This window comes from Rhizobium sp. YTUHZ045 (genome assembly GCF_051124255.1).
Taxonomy (GTDB): Bacteria; Pseudomonadota; Alphaproteobacteria; order Rhizobiales; family Rhizobiaceae; genus Rhizobium.
This window is the reverse complement of sequence record NZ_CP101432.1, coordinates 832,124-850,397: the sequence shown is the minus strand read 5'-3', so window position 1 is coordinate 850,397 and position 18,274 is coordinate 832,124. Positions and strand designations below refer to the sequence as shown.

The 18,274-nt window shown below is 62.4% G+C and carries 17 protein-coding genes; 6 read left to right on the top strand and 11 right to left on the bottom strand.

Going from position 1 to position 18,274, the window contains the following annotated elements; translation table 11 throughout:
• Positions 1–11 precede the first annotated feature (11 nt).
• Positions 12–935 carry an alpha/beta hydrolase family protein gene (locus tag NMA58_RS04155; RefSeq protein ID WP_434712474.1) on the bottom strand — a complete coding sequence of 308 codons (924 nt, stop codon included), beginning with the start codon at positions 933–935 and terminating at the stop codon, positions 12–14.
• A gap of 189 nt (positions 936–1,124) precedes the next feature.
• Here NMA58_RS04155 and NMA58_RS04150 point away from each other — a divergent pair, with 189 nt between their 5' ends.
• Entirely contained in the window at positions 1,125–1,685 is a 561-nt protein-coding gene (locus tag NMA58_RS04150; RefSeq protein WP_434712473.1) for a nucleotidyltransferase family protein, read from the top strand.
• A gap of 55 nt (positions 1,686–1,740) precedes the next feature.
• Here NMA58_RS04150 and NMA58_RS04145 read toward each other — a convergent pair whose 3' ends face one another.
• From NMA58_RS04145 to NMA58_RS04135, 3 genes are all read right to left on the bottom strand, one after another.
• Positions 1,741–3,366: a cisplatin damage response ATP-dependent DNA ligase gene (locus NMA58_RS04145; protein WP_434712472.1), complete on the bottom strand. Its 1,626-nt coding sequence runs from the start codon at positions 3,364–3,366 to the stop codon at positions 1,741–1,743.
• Between the two features lie 228 nt (positions 3,367–3,594).
• A complete protein-coding gene (locus NMA58_RS04140; RefSeq protein ID WP_434712470.1) occupies positions 3,595–4,605 on the bottom strand; it encodes a ligase-associated DNA damage response exonuclease in 1,011 nt (336 codons plus the stop codon).
• Between the two features lie 51 nt (positions 4,606–4,656).
• A complete protein-coding gene (locus NMA58_RS04135) occupies positions 4,657–5,460 on the bottom strand; it encodes an alpha/beta fold hydrolase (protein WP_434712469.1) in 804 nt (267 codons plus the stop codon).
• Between the two features lie 122 nt (positions 5,461–5,582).
• Here NMA58_RS04135 and NMA58_RS04130 point away from each other — a divergent pair, with 122 nt between their 5' ends.
• Entirely contained in the window at positions 5,583–6,554 is a 972-nt protein-coding gene (locus NMA58_RS04130; protein ID WP_434712468.1) for a glycerophosphodiester phosphodiesterase family protein, read from the top strand.
• A 19-nt stretch (positions 6,555–6,573) separates the two neighbouring features.
• Here NMA58_RS04130 and NMA58_RS04125 read toward each other — a convergent pair whose 3' ends face one another.
• Complete coding sequence (locus NMA58_RS04125; RefSeq protein ID WP_434712467.1) at positions 6,574–8,364, bottom strand: methyl-accepting chemotaxis protein; 1,791 nt, start codon at positions 8,362–8,364, stop codon at positions 6,574–6,576.
• Between the two features lie 461 nt (positions 8,365–8,825).
• On the opposite strand from NMA58_RS04125, the gene NMA58_RS04120 reads away from it, so the two are divergent.
• A complete protein-coding gene (locus NMA58_RS04120; protein WP_434712466.1) occupies positions 8,826–9,548 on the top strand; it encodes a helix-turn-helix transcriptional regulator in 723 nt (240 codons plus the stop codon).
• 35 nt (positions 9,549–9,583) lie between these two features.
• Here NMA58_RS04120 and NMA58_RS04115 read toward each other — a convergent pair whose 3' ends face one another.
• Positions 9,584–11,878: a sensor domain-containing protein gene (locus NMA58_RS04115; RefSeq protein ID WP_434712464.1), complete on the bottom strand. Its 2,295-nt coding sequence runs from the start codon at positions 11,876–11,878 to the stop codon at positions 9,584–9,586.
• 246 nt (positions 11,879–12,124) lie between these two features.
• On the opposite strand from NMA58_RS04115, the gene NMA58_RS04110 reads away from it, so the two are divergent.
• A complete protein-coding gene (locus NMA58_RS04110) occupies positions 12,125–13,492 on the top strand; it encodes a TIGR03808 family TAT-translocated repetitive protein (RefSeq protein WP_434712463.1) in 1,368 nt (455 codons plus the stop codon).
• A 14-nt stretch (positions 13,493–13,506) separates the two neighbouring features.
• Here NMA58_RS04110 and NMA58_RS04105 read toward each other — a convergent pair whose 3' ends face one another.
• Together NMA58_RS04105 and NMA58_RS04100 are read right to left on the bottom strand one after the other, a co-directional pair.
• Positions 13,507–13,971: a YbhB/YbcL family Raf kinase inhibitor-like protein gene (locus NMA58_RS04105; RefSeq protein WP_434712462.1), complete on the bottom strand. Its 465-nt coding sequence runs from the start codon at positions 13,969–13,971 to the stop codon at positions 13,507–13,509.
• Positions 13,972–14,040: 69 nt separating this feature from the next.
• Positions 14,041–14,277, bottom strand: coding sequence for a hypothetical protein (locus NMA58_RS04100; protein ID WP_434713501.1), 237 nt, complete (start codon positions 14,275–14,277; stop codon positions 14,041–14,043).
• Between the two features lie 246 nt (positions 14,278–14,523).
• Between NMA58_RS04100 and NMA58_RS04095 the strand changes: the two genes are divergently transcribed.
• A complete protein-coding gene (locus tag NMA58_RS04095; RefSeq protein WP_434712461.1) occupies positions 14,524–15,189 on the top strand; it encodes a glutathione S-transferase family protein in 666 nt (221 codons plus the stop codon).
• 3 nt (positions 15,190–15,192) lie between these two features.
• Here NMA58_RS04095 and NMA58_RS04090 read toward each other — a convergent pair whose 3' ends face one another.
• Positions 15,193–16,089, bottom strand: coding sequence for a LysR substrate-binding domain-containing protein (locus tag NMA58_RS04090; RefSeq protein ID WP_085777383.1), 897 nt, complete (start codon positions 16,087–16,089; stop codon positions 15,193–15,195).
• 179 nt (positions 16,090–16,268) lie between these two features.
• On the opposite strand from NMA58_RS04090, the gene NMA58_RS04085 reads away from it, so the two are divergent.
• The gene (locus NMA58_RS04085; protein WP_434712460.1) at positions 16,269–16,454 is read left to right on the top strand and encodes a hypothetical protein; all 186 of its coding nucleotides are present in this window, start codon (positions 16,269–16,271) and stop codon (positions 16,452–16,454) included.
• Positions 16,455–16,565: 111 nt separating this feature from the next.
• Here NMA58_RS04085 and NMA58_RS04080 read toward each other — a convergent pair whose 3' ends face one another.
• The gene (locus tag NMA58_RS04080; RefSeq protein ID WP_434712459.1) at positions 16,566–17,513 is read right to left on the bottom strand and encodes an IS110 family transposase; all 948 of its coding nucleotides are present in this window, start codon (positions 17,511–17,513) and stop codon (positions 16,566–16,568) included.
• Between the two features lie 298 nt (positions 17,514–17,811).
• Complete coding sequence (locus NMA58_RS04075) at positions 17,812–18,273, bottom strand: DUF2231 domain-containing protein (RefSeq protein WP_434712458.1); 462 nt, start codon at positions 18,271–18,273, stop codon at positions 17,812–17,814.
• Between the last annotated feature and the right edge of the window lies 1 nt (position 18,274).

Below are 18,274 nucleotides of genomic sequence, written 5' to 3'. Positions count from 1 at the left end.
GGCGGCAGAGCTTACGCCGCCACACCGTGGAAGAAGCGGATGCTCTGTTCGATCTCGGCCGGCAACGCCGAGGTGTGGTTGCCGGCGACGGTGTCGGTCTCGATATGGACGCCGGCGGCGCGGGCGCGGCGGGCGAGCAGATCGGCGCGGTCGTTGAAATGCGCCTCTTCGGTGCCGTGGACGACCCGGATGGGGCATTTGAAGCTGTGGGCGTAACAGAGCGCCGAGCGCACCTCGAATTCATGCGCATTGCTGTCGTCGAAGCGGATGTCCTGGGGATAGCGGCTGAAGAAACGGAAGGCGTTGGGATTGCCCGAAATCGGCGCGGCGGCGCGGAATTTTTGGCTGCTCATCGCCGTCAGCATGGTCAGCGTGCCGCCGATGCTATGGCCGGCGATGAACAGGCGGCCGGAATCGACGCCCGGCAGATGCGCCAGGCGCTCGGTTGCGGCAAGCACATCGTCGACCTCATCGTAGAAGCCGGAAAAATTGCCCCTCTGGCCGTTTTCGCCGCGCAGCGACGGCATCATCACGACATAGCCGGCATCCATGTAGGGCTTCATCAGCTGCCAATGGCCGATGCCCATGGCATTGCCGCCATGCAGGAAGAGCACGGCCGGCTTGGCAGTGCGCTCGCGTTTGTACCGGGAAACCCATGCCACCAGTTCGAGCTCGCCGCCATAGCCGGAGCGGTAGAATATCTTCTCGGCGTCGGCAGGCGCGGTCAGCGGTTCGTATTTATCCGGCGCCGGCCCCTTTTGCAGGAGTTTCGTGCGGAAGCGGCGGCGGACCGCGGCATAGTCGTGCTTGGCAAGGCGCGGCTCGTCGGGGACATCGAAGGCGGTCGCCATGCGCGGCAGGACGAGCGCGCCGGCAAGCCCCGCCAGCACGGCGCGGCGTTGGCGGAAAAGGGAATTTTGTTCATGCGAGCTCATGACGCGGCACCCAAATCATTTCCCCGGCACGCCAGATTTGCATCGGAAAACCGATGCCGCCAATACACATGATGTTGAAAATATTGCCCTGCGTCATTGTTGCACAGGTTGCAACGCAAAGCCTATCGCAACAATCTGCACCGGAAGTCCGATCGTAAGCGAAATAGGGAATCAATGCCGAAGCCGCAGATGGAACTCCAGGCCATCATTTCGAAGAGTCCGCTGCTCTCGACAGTGCTCGAACGCTGGGACGAAATCGACTTGCCCGATGGGCGCCTTGTCGCCGGAGCGATCGCCCAGACGGTGTGGAACCACGCCTTCGACTTCGTCCACGATCACGGCATCGATGACATCGATCTTGTCTATTTTGATGACAATGACCTGTCCGAAAGCGCGGAAGCAGACCACTCGGTCCGTATCCGGAGCTTGTTCTCCGATCTGCCTGTCTGGATCGATGTGAAGAACCAGGCGAGAGTTCATCTTTGGTATGGGCAAAAGTTCGGGCATGTGATTATGCCCTACACATCCACGGATAATGCGATCACCACCTTTCCGACAACGGCTGCCGCCGTCGGTATTCGGCCGGTGGACAACAGGCTGGATCTATACGCGCCCTACGGCTTGTCCGATTTATTAGCGCCGCTCGTCCGCGCCAACAAGAAACAGATTGGCCGGGAGATCTATGAAAGGAAGATCGCGCGCTGGCGTAAACTGTGGCCGGATCTTCAAATCATCCTCTGGGACGAGTAGGTGGCCGGCCGATGACTTTCCCAAGCCGCTGCAAGCGTTGGGGACATGCCTCGGGTCACTCCGGCTTCGCATCGATCATGGCGACCAGTGTGCGCAGCCGGTCGGCCTCGTAAGGAGGTTTGTCGGGGCGAAGGCGGGCTATGCGCGGGAAGCGCATGGCGACCCCCGATTTGTGCCGGGTCGAACGGTTGATGCCCTCGAAGGCCACTTCGACGACAAAGCCGAACTCTCTGTCGGCGCGGACGGCCCGTACCGGGCCGAAACGTTCGGTCGTGTTGTTGCGCACGAACTTGTCGAGCAGTTCGAGTTCGGCATCGGTGAAACCGAAATAAGCCTTTCCCACCGGCACCAGCTGTTCGCCGTCCTCGTCATCGGCCCAGACGCCGAAGGTGAAATCGGAATAATAGCTGGAGCGCTTTCCGTGGCCGCGCTGGGCATACATCAGCACCGCATCGACATTATAGGGATTGCGCTTCCACTTGAACCAGGGGCCTTTCATGCGGCCGGCCTGGTAGATGCTGTCGCGCCGCTTGATCATCACGCCCTCGATGACCGGATCGGGCGGGGCGGCGCGCAGAGCATCGAGCTCCTCCCATGAGGAGAAAGGCACGAGCGGCGAGAGGTCGAATCGGTCGTGGGGGGCGCGGTCGATGATATCGGAAAGGCCCTCGCGGCGATCGACATAGGTTCGGCCGCGAATATCCTCGTCGCCGTCGAAGAGCAGGTCATAGGCGCGGATGAAGGCGGGATAATCGTCGAGCATCTTCGCCGTCACCGTCTTGCGGTTCAGGCGCTGCTGCAGGTCGGAGAAGGTGCGGGTCGGGCTGTTGGAACGGGCGGTGCCGCCGACCAGCAGCTCACCGTCGACGACGCCGGAAAAATTGATCGCCTCAAGAATATCGGGAAAGGCGCCCGAAATGTCGTCGCCGGAGCGGGAATAGATCTTTCGCCTGTCGCCGGAGCGCGACAGCTGGACGCGGATGCCGTCCCATTTCCACTCGGCGGCGTAGTCGGCCGGGTCGAGACCTGCCAGGTCTCCCTCCTCCACGGCATTGGCGAGCATGACGGAATGGAAGATCGCCGGTGTCGCCAGCGCCGGTTTGTCGCCGCCGCCCGCCAGCCATTGGAACAGCGTCTCGTAAGGCGGCTGCAGGCCGTGCCAGAGAGTCTCGATCTCGGTGACGTCCTTGCCGCCGAGATCGGCCAGCGCCTGTTTGGCAAGACGGGCGGAAACGCCGATGCGCAACGCGCCGGTCGTCAGCTTGATGAAGGCGAAACGGCCGGAGGAATCCAGCCGGTCGAGCAGATCGCGGACATAGGCGCGCACTTCGGTGCGGCCGAGACCGTTCATGCGGGTGACGACCTCGCCGAGACGCGGCTGAGCAAGGGCGGAGCGGTCTATATCCCGCTCATTGTCCCAGACAAGCGAGATGGTTTCGGCGAGATCGCCGACATAGTCGTAGGAATAATGAAACAGCACTTCGTCCATGCGTTCCAGCACCAGGTCGCGCAACATAGCAGGCTTGACGTCGCGCACTTCGAGCGTGCCGGCGATGGCGGCAAGGCCGTAGCCGCGGTCCGGGTCGGGCGTATCGCGGAAATAATCGGTGAGCAGCTTGAGCTTGCCGTTGCGGCTGGGGGTCAGGACCAGGCGGTCGAGGACGTCGGCGAAGGCTTTCATGCGGGCCTCCGCATTCCGGGAGAAAATTCCTCCCCAACTTTGCGAGGAGAAGACCCCTTCCCAACCCCTCCCCACAGGTGGGAGGGGCTAACGCGCGGCACTGCCCCGCCTTCTTTCAACCACAGCGTTTGCGGCGATGATTTTGTGGCTGGACGGAGCGGCAGGTTAAGCCCCTCCTCCTTGTGGGGAGGGGTTGGGGAGGGGTTTTGACGCGTTCTCCGGCTCATCTCAATCCGCCTCATCCTCATAGCCCACGAGATGCAACGGTTTCGCCTTGATACCCTGCAGGTGGCACCAGCGCACCAGCGCCTCCTCGCGGCCATGGGTTACCCAGACTTCAGCCGGATTCAGTTCGCGGATCGTTTCGGTCAGTTCCGGCCAGTCGCAATGATCGGAGATGACGAGCGGCAGTTCGACGCCGAGCTGTTTGGCGCGTTGGCGCACCATCATCCAGCCGGAGGCGAAAGCCGGCAGCGGCTCGTTGAAGCGTCGCGCCCAGCGGTCGGCGAAGGCCGGGGACGGGCCGATGACGACGGCGCCCCGGAAGGTGGATTTGTCGCGGCTTTCGATCGTGGCGGGCTGCAGCTCGCCGAGATCTATTCCTTGGCCGACATAGTAATCACAGAGCTTTTCCATGGCGCCGTGGATATAGATGGGCTCGGCATAACCGGCATCGCGCAGCAGCCGGATGACGCGCTGGGCCTTGCCGAGCGCGTAGGCGCCGACGAGATGGGTGCGCTCCGGAAATTGCCGGAGCGAGGCCAGCAGCTTGCCGGTCTCGTCGATCGGATCTGGATGATGGAAAACCGGCAGGCCGAAGGTCGCCTCGGTGATGAAGACATCGCAGGCGACCGGCACATAGGGCGCGCAGGTCGGGTCTGGGCGGCGCTTGTAATCGCCGGAGACGACGATGCGGGTGCCGTTCCTCTCGATGGCGATCTGAGCCGAGCCGAGCACATGGCCGGCGGGGTGAAAACTCACTTTGACGCCATTGATCCCCAGCTCTTCGCCGAAATCGGCTATCTGCTCGCTGGCGCAGAAGCCCTCGCCATAACGCAGGCGCATGATGTCGAGCGTCTGACGGGTGGCTAGCACGTTCACATGCCCCGGCCGGGCGTGGTCGGAATGGCCATGGGTGACGAGCGCCCGTTCGACAGGCCGCACCGGATCGACGTAAAAGCCGCCTTCCGGGCAATAGAGCCCTTCCGGGGCGGGATAAAGCAGCGCATCAGCTCTCATGATGCAAGAGATAGCGGGAAACGGGCGCGGGGCCAGAGGAAGCGATTGTCATCACCTGATCCCGTCGAGAAAGGATAAAATCGCGGCGTTGAACTCCGCCGGCCGCTGCAGTGGCGCGAAATGGCTGACGCCGGGCAGGTAGATCATCTGAGCGTCCGGGATGCTGCCGGCAAGATATTCGGCATGCTCGGGCTTGATGAATTCATCGTGTTCGCCGAGCACGATCGCGATCGGAACGCCGATGCGGCCGAGGTCGGCCGCCCCATAATTCGGCTCGGTCCGCATCATCAGGCTGACCGCCTCGACGAAGGAATTGAAATCGTCCGGCGTGGCGGACAATGCCGCATAATCCTTGGCGTGGCGAGCGAAACATCGGTCGATGACCGGGGTCGGAACGAATTCCAGCGTGCCGCTCGGATCCATGTTGCAGGCGAAGAAGAAGACGCCCTCGACACGCGACGGCGCCGTCATGGCGAGGATCAGCGCGATGCAGGCGCCATCGCTCCAGCCGACGAACGCCGCCGTTTCCAGCCGCAGTTCGTCCATCACCGCCAACACGTCGGCAGCCATCAGCTCATAGCTGTAGGGACTGACATCGCGGGTGCTTCGTCCATGGCCGCGGCTATCGATCAGCACGACACGGCGGCCACTGGCAAGGAGCGCCGGGACCTGGTAGCCCCAGTTGCCGCTATGGCCGAGGCCGCCATGCAGCAGAATGACGGCAGGGCCTGTGCCGTAGCTCGCATACCAGATGCGGGCGCCTGCGCGCCCGACATGGCCTTCGACAGCAGCCAATGGCAGCGGGGCCGCCCCCTGCGCTTCGAAATGAATGAGCTCGTCGTCCTGTCGTTCCATAGCGGTCCCAATCCTTTCCGGCGAATAATCCCGCGCATAGAAAAGCCGGAAAACAGCCCAAGAACAACCAGAATCGCTTCCTAGCTGTTGCCTTCGTCGATGCAATCATGAGGAGCAAAGAGATGGGCAGGAAGCTTTTCTATTGCGCGGCGGCGATCGCGCTCGCGGCCGCCGGCATTTATCTCAACAATGCCAGCCGCATTGCCGAGCATCGGCCGGGAAAGCCGGTGCTGCTCGCTCATCGCGGCATCGCCCAACGGTTCGACGAGACCGACCTGAAGAACGACACCTGCACGGCGAGCCGCATGCTGCCGCCGAAACACGACTATCTGGAGAACACTATTGCCTCGATGCAGGCGGGCTTCGCCGCCGGCGCAGATGTCGTCGAGATGGACGTGCATCCGACAACGGACGGCGAATTCGCCGTCTTTCACGACTGGACGCTCGACTGCCGCACCGACGGGCACGGCGTGACCCGCAAGCATTCGATGGCTCAAATGAGAAGGCTCGACATCGGATACGGCTATACCGCCGACGGCGGCAAGACCTTTCCCTTTCGCGGCCAGGGCATCGGCATGATGCCGACGCTGGCGCAAGTACTTTCGACCTTTCCAGATCGGCGCTTTCTCATCAACATCAAGAGCCGCGATCCGTCCGAGGGGGAAAAGCTCGCCGCCGTGCTGAACGCGCTTCCGGCGGCACAGCGGGCCGGCATCATCGTCTATGGCGGCGACGAGCCGATCGACGTTCTCGGCCGGCTCGCACCGGATATCAAAACCGCCTCGCGCAAAAGCCTGAAGGGCTGCCTGTTCGGCTATATCGGCTATGGCTGGACCGGCCTCCTGCCCGAGGCCTGCAAGCATCGGATGATGCTGGTGCCGATCAATATCGCGCCTTGGCTGTGGGGCTGGCCGGACCGCTTTCTCAACCGGATGCAGGATGCCGGAACGGAGGTTTTCGTGCTCGGCCCCTATCGCGGCGGCGATTTTTCCACCGGCATCGACGATGCCGCGCAGCTGGCGCGGCTGCCGCGGGATTATGCGGCAGGCCTGTGGACGAATGAGATCGAGACGATCGGCAAGCTCATGAAATGAGGCGGAGTCTCCGCGCGCCTCAGAACTCCTCCCAATCGCCGCCGGCGACTGCCGTATTGCCGTGGAAGGCCGCGCTCACCTTCGCGGCCATTGCACGCGGTGCCGATGGAATGGGTCTGGAAGCCGCGGTTGCCACGGCGGGGCGTGATTGGCGCAAGCCCCCGCTTCCGATGTTAAACTGCCCCAGCAGCTGGAAGAGCGCGTCGGCCTCCTTGGCGAGGCTGTGGGCGGCGGCCGTCGATTCCTCGACCATGGCCGCATTTTGCTGCGTACCCTGGTCCATGGTGTTAACCGCGGTGTTGATTTCCTTCAATCCCGTCGCCTGCTCCTTGGAGCTTTCGACGATTGCCAGAACATTGCCGTTGACCTGCTGAACCTGAGCAACGATTTCTTCCAGAGCCTTGCCGGTCTCCCCGACCAGGCTCACTCCGCTCTTCACATGCTCGTTGGAGGCCCCGATCAGCTCCTTGATCTCCTTTGCCGCCTTGGCCGATCTCTGGGCAAGCTCGCGAACCTCTTGCGCGACCACCGCAAAACCCTTGCCGGCATCGCCCGCGCGTGCCGCCTCGACGCCGGCGTTCAGCGCCAACAGATTGGTCTGAAACGCGATTTCGTCGATTACGCCGATGATATTCCCGATCTCCGCCGACGATGTTTCGATCTTGCCCATCGCTTCGACGGCGTTGCGGACAACCGCGCCGGAGCGCTCGGCATTCTCGCGGGTCCTCCGCACCAGCTGGCCGGCCTCCTGTGCGCGGTTGCTGGAATCGGAGACGGTTGTGGTGATCTCTTCGAGCGCGGCGGCGGTTTCCTCGACGGAGGCCGCCTGCTGTTCCGTGCGCTTCGACAGATCGTCCGAGGCGGAACGAACCTGCTGAGCTCCGGCCGCGATGCCGGTTGCGTTTTCGGCCACGGCCTGCATCGCTGCGCGCAGCTTGCCGACGGCGGCGTTGAAGTCGGTCCGGATTTTTTCCAGCGTCGGAATGAATGGAGTTGCGACTTCCTGGGTCAGGTCACCGCCCGACAGCGCCATCAGGGATGCCGCCAGCTGATCGACGTTGTTGACGCGGGCGGTCACGTCAGTCGCGAACTTGACGACTTTGAAGACCTTGCCGTTCATGTCGAAGATCGGATTGTAGGATGCCTGGATATAGACCTTTCTGCCGCCCTTGCCGATGCGCAGAAACTCATCAGCCACGAATTCGCCACCTGACAGGCGCGTCCAGAACCGCCGGTAATCGTCAGTGTTGGCGTAAGCGCTGTCGCAAAACATCGAATGATGGCGGCCCTGGATCTCGGCCAACTGATAGCCGAGCGCCGACAGGAAATTCTCGTTTGCCGTCAGTATCTCGCCCTTCGGCGTGAATTCGATAACCGCCTGGGCGCGCGACAGCGCGCTTATCTTGCCGGCATCCTCGGCGCTCTGCATCTTCTGCTTCGTGATATCGGTCGCGAACTTCACGACCTTGTAGGGTTTCCCGCCGCTGAAGACCGGATTGTAAGAGGCTTCGATCCAGATTTCCTTGCCGCCCTTGCCGATGCGTTTATACTGGCGCTGATCGAAATCGCCTCGGTTGAGCCTCGCCCAGAACTCGCGATAATCGGCCGACGAGGCTTCTGCCGGCTCGACGAACATCCGGTGATGCTGGCCGACAATCTCGGACAAGTCGTAACCGAGGGCAGCACAGAAATTGGCATTGGCCGTGAGAATCTTGCCGGTAAGGTCGAATTCGATGATGGCCTGTGACCTGCTCATCGCGGCCAGTACGGCCTTGGCATCCGAACCGAAGCCGAATCCTATTTTCTTCATGCTGTTCCCCCTCGCTCAAATCGAGCGCATGACTGCCGCCACCCACCGCGGGCTTGCGCTGGACGGGCACCCCGGAAATAAAATCCGATAAATTCTTTAAGCTTCCTTTAACCGAGCCGTCTCGAAATCGGATGCGTGACATCCGAGCAACGCTGAAAAATAACGAAGCACAAACAGCGACTTGACCTGAGGTTTCGCCAGGGATGCTGATCTTTCGGGACGTTGTCAAACATGCCGCCACCGATTTTTTCGCCTTTGCGGGTTCGAATGGTTCGAAGATCCGTAAACTCTTTGTTAATCAACGGCCGCCCGCCCGTTGCCGACAGTCAAGGGCCTTTCCGTTTTTCTCTGCACATGCATATTTTTTCCGTCCTTCGAGCCGGCAGAATCAACTTCAGATACGAGCGGCAAGTGGACACATCAGCCGCCAAGCGCCGGATGCGAGGCAATCGGAGAAAGACATGCCGCTCGAGGCCGAGTTCAATCGAATTGAGGAAGTCGCTGCAGGCTTCAAGACGCATTACGAAGTCTTCAAATACATGAAGCGCCTCACCCAGGATCTGGGGATGACGGCCTTCCTGATCATGACGCTTCCTTCGGTCGATGTCGTCGAAATCGGCGCGACGAAGATCATCACCAACTGGCCGGCGGAAATGGTCGATTATTACGACGCCCATAACCTGATGGTCGACAGCCCGGTCATCCGAAGGATGCTGAGATCGACCAGCCCCTTCAATTATGATGTCGAGGCGATCAATACCGATCGCGGCGAAGGCAAAAAGTCCACCGTCATCGAGTTGTTCAGGCGGTACGGCATGGAAAAAGGCGCCTATTTTCCCGTTCATGATGCCGCGGCCGGACGCGGTGCGATGTCGATTTCGGGGTCTCGGAATTTCAGCATGGTCGAAATGTCGAAACTCCTGTTTATCGCGACGCTCATCTATGATCGGCTGTCCCAGCTGACATTGAACGAGAAACACAAGCCGGTTGCCTTTACGCAGAGCGAGCTGGACTGCCTGAGGATGACGGCCGGAGGCAGGAAGAGCAGCGAAATTGCGAAGCTTCTCGATCTGTCGGAAAGCGCGGTTAACAATCAGATCGGCAGCGCGATCAGGAAGCTGGGATGCACGACGAGAACGCAGGCGGTGGTCAGCGCTCTGCGTCTCAATATCATTCGAGTCTAAACCAACGATCGGCTGGCGACCGGCTTAGGAAAAGTTCAGAGAAGCTGCGCCTGCAGCAACAGCGGCACCACCTCCGGCAGGACGGGCTTGGAGAAGCGGTAGCCCTGCGCCTCCTCGCAGCGTGCCCGCCGCAGGAAATCCATCTGGGCATCGGTCTCGACGCCTTCGGCGAGAACCGAGAGCTTCAACGTCTGCGCCAGCGAGATGACGGCCGAGGCGATGGCGACGGCTGTTTCATCGCCCGGCAATGCCTCGACCAGCGAACGATCCATCTTCAGCCGGTCGAAGGGGAAAGTCTTCAGTGCCGCAAGGCTGGAATAGCCGGAGCCGAAATCGTCGATCGACAGGCGCACGCCGAGCACCCTCAGCTGCTCCATCATGGCGAGCGCACGCTCGGCATCCTGCATCACCACGCTTTCGGTGACCTCGAGCTCCAGCCAGCGGGATTGGAGGCGGTTGCGCTCCAACGCCTCGCCGACATGGCTCGCAAAATCCGGATCGGCGAACTGCTTCGCCGAAACATTGACGGCGATCGTCACCGGCGTCAGGCCCATATCCTGCCAGTTGCGCGCCTGGCGGCAGGCCTCGTTCAGCACCCAAAGGCCGAGGGGAACGATGAGGCCGGTCTCTTCGGCAATCGGGATGAAACTCGCCGGCGGCACCCTGCCCTTTGCCGGATGGTTCCAACGGACCAGCGCCTCGATGCCGGTGATGCGGCCGGTGGCGACATCGACCTGCGGCTGATATTCCAGGAACAGCTGATCGGCTGTTATCGCCTGATGGAGCTCTTCCTGCTCGCCGCGCGGCATGCCGACCCCGCTGCTGTCGCCATCATGATGCTGCAGCGTGTTGCGGCCGAATTGCTTGGCGCGATACATGGCGCGATCGGCATTGGCGAGAAGCTCTTCCGAGGTGGAGCCGTCGACGGGAAAGGCGGCGACGCCGATACTCGAGGTGATGATGATCTCACCGCTCTCGCCTTGCATCGGCCGAGTAATCGCCTTCTGCAGATCGCGAAGGCGGCGGGTGATGCCGGCATCGTGGCTCGACTGGTGGACGAGCACCACGAGGAATTCGTCTCCGCCAAGCCGCACCACCATATCCGAGGGACGGATGCTGTTGGCCATGCGGGTGGCGATCTCCTTCAACACCTCGTCGCCGGCGGCGTGGCCGCGGCCGTCATTGACGTCCTTGAAATTATCGAGATCGATATAGGCGACCGTGACTTTGCGATTGTTGCGCCGGGCCTGGTCGAGGATGCCGGCCAGCCTTTCCTTCAGAAAGGCGCGGTTCGGCAGGCCAGTGAGATCGTCATGATGCGCCATGAAATGGATGCGATCGTCGACGCGCTTGCGTTCGATGGCGATGCCGGCGATGTGGGTGGCGAGCGCCAGCAGCCTCATTTCATGCTCCGTCGGACGGCGTACCTCCCGGGAATAGAGGGCGAAGGTGCCGAGCACATTATTCTGCGAGGTCGCGATCGGCGTCGACCAGCAGGAACGAAAGCCGAAAGGCGCAACCAGCGCGCGGAAATCCTCCCACAGCGGATCGCTCAGCACGTCCTCGACGATGACGGGCTGGCCGCGCCAGGCGGCGGTGCCGCAGGAGCCGACCTTGGGGCCGATGGTGACACCGTCAATGAGCCGGCTATAGCCGCCGGGAAGATTGGGAGCCGCACCGTGATAAAGCCGGGTGCCCTCGCCGTCGAGCAGGAGAACCGAGCCGTCGATTCCCGTCAGCTGGGCTTCGATCATCAGCACCAGCGCTTCGAGGATCATCGGCAGCGGTTCATTGCGGGCGATCATCTCGAGCAGTTTCGCCTGGCCGCGATGGAGATCCTCCTGCAGCTTGCGTTCGGTGATATCGCGGGAAACGCCGATCAGCCCGACGACCTCGCCGCGATCGTTGCGCAGCGGTATTTTCGAGGTCAGCCGGCATACCGGCTTGGCGGCGCCAGGAAGGACGACCGTCTCCTCCATGTCGATGCGGGCTACGCCGCTCGCCATGATCTGCTGCTCGATATCGAAATGGCGGCGCGCCGCCTCGAAATCGAACAGGTCGAAATCACGCTTGCCGGCGATCTCTTCGGCGCTGAGGCCGAGGCTGGCCGCCGTGACGGCGTTGGCGAAGACGAAGCGGCTGTCACGATCCTTGACGTAGAGGAAGTCCGGAAGTTCGTGGATAATCGCCTTCAGGCGCAGGTTCTCAACGCCTTCCGAGAAGTGATGGGCGGTCGACGCCATCATCGCTTCGGTCGCGGCAACGAAGCGCCGTGTTTCGGCCGTCAGGGAATCGAGCGATTCCCATCGCCCGGCACTCGCTTCGTGCATAACGCCATTCTCCCGCAGCGGCTGAAGGCCCGCAACATCCGTTTATTTTCCCTTCAAAGTAGTCTCCATTCCCTTCGGGTTGCTTAAATGAAAGAGTGAATAACACACCAATATAAGCGGCGAGATCCTGCCATCGGCCCCTGTCGCAGCAAGAATTTCGGATTGATGTGACGGGCCTGTGCCAAAAGAAGACAGGCGGGCTGGCACGTTTTCTGCTACGGGCGCGTCATGACAGGAGAGCCCGGAATGCCTTTTCGCCGCGACATGCTTCTCTTTCTCGGCGCCTCCGCGCTTGCGGGCGGGACATCGCGCACGCTTGCCTCGCCGCTGACGGCTGCCAGCCAGCCGGATCTCCGCGGTACGATCGACGCGGTGGAATATCGCGCCGTTCCAGAAATTGGGGACCGCAAAATCCGCAACCTGGAGCAGATGATCAGACAGGCGGCGGCCGAGAACGTGCCGGTCTTCCTGCCGCCCGGCACCTATAAGATCTCCAACCTCAGCCTACCCGACAATACCCGCATCTCAGGCGTGCCCGGCGCCTCGCGGATCGTCTATACCGGCGACGGCCATCTGTTTGCAGCCGAAAACATCAGGCGCATCGAGCTTTCCAATCTCGTCATCGACGGCGGCAACCGCTGGCTCGGCGACTACGCCGGCGGGCTTCTGCAATTTACCGGCGTCGACGAGGTGCTGATCGACAATTGCGAGATCGGCGGCAGCCGCAAACACGGCCTGCAGCTGGAGCGCTGTGGCGGGCGGATCGAACGCAGCCGCATTTCGGGCGCCGCCCAGTCCGGCCTCTACGCTGTCGATTCCGCCAATCTTTCGATCGTGGCAAATACGGTCTCGGATTGCGGCAATGGTGGCATTCTCGTGCATCGTTGGAGACAGGCGGAGGACGGCACGGTCGTCTCCGGCAACCGGATTTCCAACATCCGCGCCAATGACGGCGGCACCGGTCAGAACGGCAACGGCATCAATGTCTTTCGCGCCGATGGGGTGATGGTGGTGAACAACCAGATTTCCGACTGCGCCTTTACCGCCATCCGCGCCAATTCGGCCTCGGACATCCAGATCACCAGCAACCAGTGCCGCCGCTCCGGGGAGACGGCGATCTATGTCGAATTCGCCTTCGAAGGCGCGGTCGTATCCGCCAATATGATCGACGGGGCGGCAAACGGGATTTCGATCGCCAATTTCGACGAAGGCGGCCGGCTCGCAAGCGTCACCGGCAATGTCGTGCGCAACCTGACGCTGAAAGGTCCCTACACTCACGAGGTCGGCTTCGGCATCGGCATTGCGGCGGAGGCCGATACGCTGGTGTCGGGCAATGTGATCGAGGGCGCGCCGCGCTGGGGCCTGCAGATCGGATGGGGGCCTTATCTCAGAAATGTCGTCGTCAGCGGCAATGTGGTGCGCAAGGCGCCGGTGGGATGCGCCGTCTCAGTCGCCGCGGGCGCTGGTGCCGCCATCATCACCGACAACATCTTCCAGGAGGTTGGCGGAGGGGCTGTCCTCGGCTTTGAGTGGGACAGACAAGTCTCCGCCGAAATGGCGGGCGGCCGCGCGCCCTATGCGCAGCTGACCGTCGAGCGAAACCGCGTGTCCTGACACGCGGCTTTTGCTCAGTGCGTCTGATAGGTGCCGGTGACGGTCGCTTCCGCCAATGCGTGTTTCTTCGCCTCCGCCCACATTGCGCTGATACCGGCGGCATCCGGAGTAGAAAGCTTCGGCACGTCGAGGGCCGCCAGGCGGAAGACGTAGTGATGCGGGCGATCGCCTGCCGGCGGCTGCGGACCGTCGTATCGGGTATTGCCGAAATCGTTCTTGTAGAAGCGGGGGGCTTGCTCCGGCGCCCTATCGACGCTTTCGGCAAGGGCGCTCCACTGCGCCGGGATATTGGCAATGCCGCAGTGGCGGAACGTGCCGCGCGGAGCATCCGGATCCTCGACCACCAGAGCGAAGCTCCGGGTCCCGGCGGGAGCACCGCTCCAGGCAAGCGGCGGAAAGAGGTTCTCGCCGGCTCGCGCATATTTCTTCGGGATCGGCTGATCCTGGGCAAAAGCCTTGCTGATCAATGTCAAGGTCATGAAACTCTCCTTTCCTGATCGGGGCTCCTTCCTAATCGGGGCTCCTTTGTGATCTGGGCTCCTTCACCGTCAGGGACGACCGCTCCCTTTTTTATGCTCGCTCTCCTGATTGCGGCCACGCATGATGCCCCGATCGTCATTGCGAGGGTCCGGATCGGCCTTCAGATCGCCTTTCCGATAGGCCTCCTTTGCCTGCGCATTGCGTTGCAGATCCGCCTTGGCGTCGAAATCCTCGCCGGCATTTGCGGTTTTCTCGCGTTTCTCGATGACACGAACCTGTTGTTCATGTGTCTTCTTGCCCGTCATTTGTTCCTCCTTTGCCTGGTGCGCGCTGCGCACGCGGGTCATCGCATTCGACGCCTCGACGGCGCCAATCTCTGGGTCCAACCCGCCGGCCCTTTCATTGTTCCCCCTGTCAGGCAATTGTGCTCGATCTGCCGCCGGGGAAGGCGCTCGCCAGATCAAAAGCTTTCATCATCCCATCAGCGGCGAGGACTTTTCCTGGGGTGATCCGGCGTTTACCTTTTCTGCGACACATCGAGGGGTATCGTCATGCTGACAATCTATGGGGTCTATCGATCGCGCGCTTCGCGCGTCTACTGGATGGCGGATGAACTCGGGCTCGAATTCCGCTCCGTGCCGGTGCTGCAGGCCAGGCGGCTTGCCGACCCGCTCGCCGAAGAGGCGCCGCTCAACACGCATTCGCCTGAATTCGCAACTCTCAACCCGATGGCGCAGATCCCCAGCATTCGCGACGGCGACCTCGTCATGCACGAGTCGCTGGCAATCAACCTTTACCTTGCGCGCAAGCATGGCGGGCCGCTTTCCGGCCAAACCGTCGAGGAAGACGGATTGCTGACGATGTGGACGATCTGGGCGGCTTCGCAAGTCGAGCCGCATTCGGTGCGCATCGTGCTGACCTATGACAACGGGCTTGAAAACAGCGAGGACGGCAAGCGGACGATCGCCGCCGCCTGCTATGGGCTGCGCCGGCCATTTGCGGCGCTCGAAGGTCACCTTGCCGGCCGTCAGTGGATCGTCGGCGAGCGCTTCACCGTCGCCGATCTCAACATCGCCGAGGTGCTGCGCTATGCCCAGAGCGAGACGGACCTTTTCGACATGCATCCGAACATCAAGGCCTGGATCGAACGCTGCCAGTCCCGCCCGGCCTACAAGGCGATGCAGGCGGCGCGCGGCAAGGAGCCGATCGAAGTCTAAGGCCTACTGGAAAAGCGCCAGCGTGCCGGCCATTTCCTCACGGATCCAGGCCTTGAAATCCTTGACCTTCTTCGGTTCGCGCGCGCCTTCGGCCGTCACAAAATAATGGCCGAAGCCGGTTTTCGCGCGAATGCCGAAGGGTGCCGCCAGCCGGCCTTCGGCCAGCGCGAAGGCGGCAAGCGTCTGCCAAGCGAGCATGACGCCCTGGCCGGCGATCGCCGCATCTAGGCAGAGCGAGGCGTCGTTGAAGACGTGGCGCGTCGACAGTGTCGCGCCCGACAGCCCTGCCTCGCGCATCCAGACTTCCCAGCTGAACATGGCAAGGCCATCAATGATGGCAGGCAAAGCGAGGATGTCGGCGGGCTGTTTCAGGTTCGCCGCCATTTCGGGCGAACAAACGGGAAAGACCTCCTGCTCTAGCAGCAGTTCGGCCTTCACATCGGGCCATTTGCCGGCGCCGACGCGGATGCCAATGTCGACGTCTGAGATCGCGGGATTGACGAGATTGGTCGTTGCATCCAGCCGCAGCTTGATGTCGGGGTAACGTTCGGCGAACCGATGAAGCCGATGGACGAGCCAGCGGGCGGCGAAGACCGGCGCCACCGAAATGGTCAGGATCGTATCGTCCTTGCGGCTTGCGATCGAGACTGCCTGCGAAAGACGGGCAAAGCCTTCGTCGAGCGCTGCAAGCACCGGCCGGCCGGCTTCGGTAGCGATCATGCCCCGGGCGGTGCGCTCGAAGATCACTTGCCCCAACTGCGCTTCGGCCTTGATCACCTGCTGGCTGACGGCGCCGACCGAGACGCCGAGCTCGTCGGCGGCCGCCTGCAGCGAGCCGAGACGACCGACGGCCTCGAGCGCGCGCAGGCCGTTTAGATGGACGCTATTCAGGTTCTTCATATAGTTTTTCTATAACGGCACCGCAGTAATCTCAATTGAAAAAGCACCGGCGCAGGCAGACATTGCAACCATCCAGGATCCCCGCTCTGCCAGCGATGGCACGATGCGCGGGAGAGCTTGTTCGGCACCAGCCGCCGGGTGATCATCTTTCCGTGCCGCTGGAGAATGCGAGGTTTGCCATGTCGTGGCTGAAGTTTTTCTTGAAATCTGCCGCGGGGACGCAGATCGGGCCGGCCTGGAAGGATGACCCGTTGCGGCATCCCGAGGTCCAACGCATGTCGCTGCGCGAAATCGCCGATCTGCCGCTGGGGGCGGAGACCGGTTTTCATGCCGAGGCCAGGCCGCAGCTGGCGAAATGCGCGTGAGCACCGCTGCCGCACATTTGCTGAATTAGACGTGGCGATCGCGCCGGTGGTGAATGCAGGAAGCAGCGCTGGAGGGCGTCCTTCGAGGCTCCGCCCTTTGGGCTGCGTGCCTCAGCAACCGTGTTGTTGCGGTTCGCTCCATGGGGTTCGTCTTTTGATGATAGTGTTGATCATGACGATGAATTTCCGCATGGCGGCGACGAGCGCGACCTTGGGTGGTTTGCCGGCAGCGCGCAGTCGTTTGTGGAAGGCCTTGATGGCCGGACTGCAGCGAATGGCCGAGAGCGTTGCCATGTAGAGGGCGCAGCGGACGGTGGCGCGGCCGCCGGCGATGTGGCGCTGGCCACGCCAGGTGCCGCTGTCGTGGGCGACCGGGGCGACGCCGACGAGGGCTGCGAGTTTCTTGTCGTCGATGGCGCCGAGTTCGGGCAGTTCGGCGATGAGCACGGCGGCGCCGACCTCGCCGATGCCCGGCACGGTCAGCAGCAGGTCGCGGCGTGCGGCCATGTCGGGTTCGGCCTCGGTGGCGAGCGCGATGGCGGCATCGACGCGGGCGAGCTGGCTTTTGAGGGCGGCGAGGGTCTCGCCGATCAGGGTGGCGACGGCTTGCGGGGCGTGTTCGAGGCGGTTCTTCTCAGCGACCGCCATGTCGATGAGCTGGCGGCGGCGGGTCACGAGGGCAGCAAGCGCGATGCGGCCGTCGTCGATATGGGGGATCTGTGCCGGACGCATCGCTCTGGCGAAGTGGAGAATGACGCGGGCGTCGACCTGATCGGTCTTGGCCAGCCGGCCGCTGGCCCTGGCGAAATCGCGCACCTGGCGGGGATTGACAACGGCGACGGCAATACCGGCGGCCATCAGCGCCCTGACGATCGCCATCTCGTAACCGCCGGTGGCCTCGACGACGGCCAGCTCGGCGCCGGCTATCGCCGTCGCCAGCGCGGCCCGGCCTGGCGCGTCGTTGTCGAAACGGACAACGGCGCGTTTGCCCTCGACGGCCACGTCGAAATGGGCTTTCGAGACATCGATGCCGACCATGAAAGCTTGCGGGATACGCATGGGTGCTCCTCCTTGCAACGCGGGCTCGAAGCCCAATCAACCGTTCGAGCGAAGACATCGCGACGGAGATGCTCGCTGAGGCACGAGTTCGAAACCCAAGGATGACACGCATCCCCGTCGCGCAGCCCGTTTATACACCAACGGCAACGTACAAGGATGAGGAGCGTTGGAGGGTGCCGCAGCCAATTGGAGGCATTGGTGGTTCCGAAGCGAAGCGCTCCGAGAGCCTTATCCTGAGGTGCCGCGCAGGGGCCTCGAAGGACGAGGCGGGCATGCTGCCGTTGAAGCATGCCGTTCATTATCTCGTCGGATTGCCCGGATCCTCGCTGACGCCGACGCGGTGGCGATAAACCATTTCCCAACCCTTCCAGCCGTTGAACAGAAGAAGGGCGGTCGCGATCAACGACAGCACCAATCCGGTCGGCACGATGAAGTCGCCGCCTTCGGCCAATCGGCGCCAGAGGTTGACGGCCTCGATCAGGACGAGGACGACATTGCCGATCATATGGAACCAGGCGTCGCGCAGGTCGCGAATGCGGCTGTCGCCGAGAAAGTCGGTCAATCCGGCAACGGCCGCCAGCGCCGCCATGACAAGGCCGGCGCCGAGCATCCAGTTGGTCGCATCTGCCCAGGCGGGATCGCCTGATCTGGCGTAGAGGATGTCGACGACCAGCGTGCCGACGAAGGCAGCGACCGGGAACGGGATCAACATCGGGTGGATCGGATGACCGGCAATACTCAGGGTGCTTTTCGGATTCATC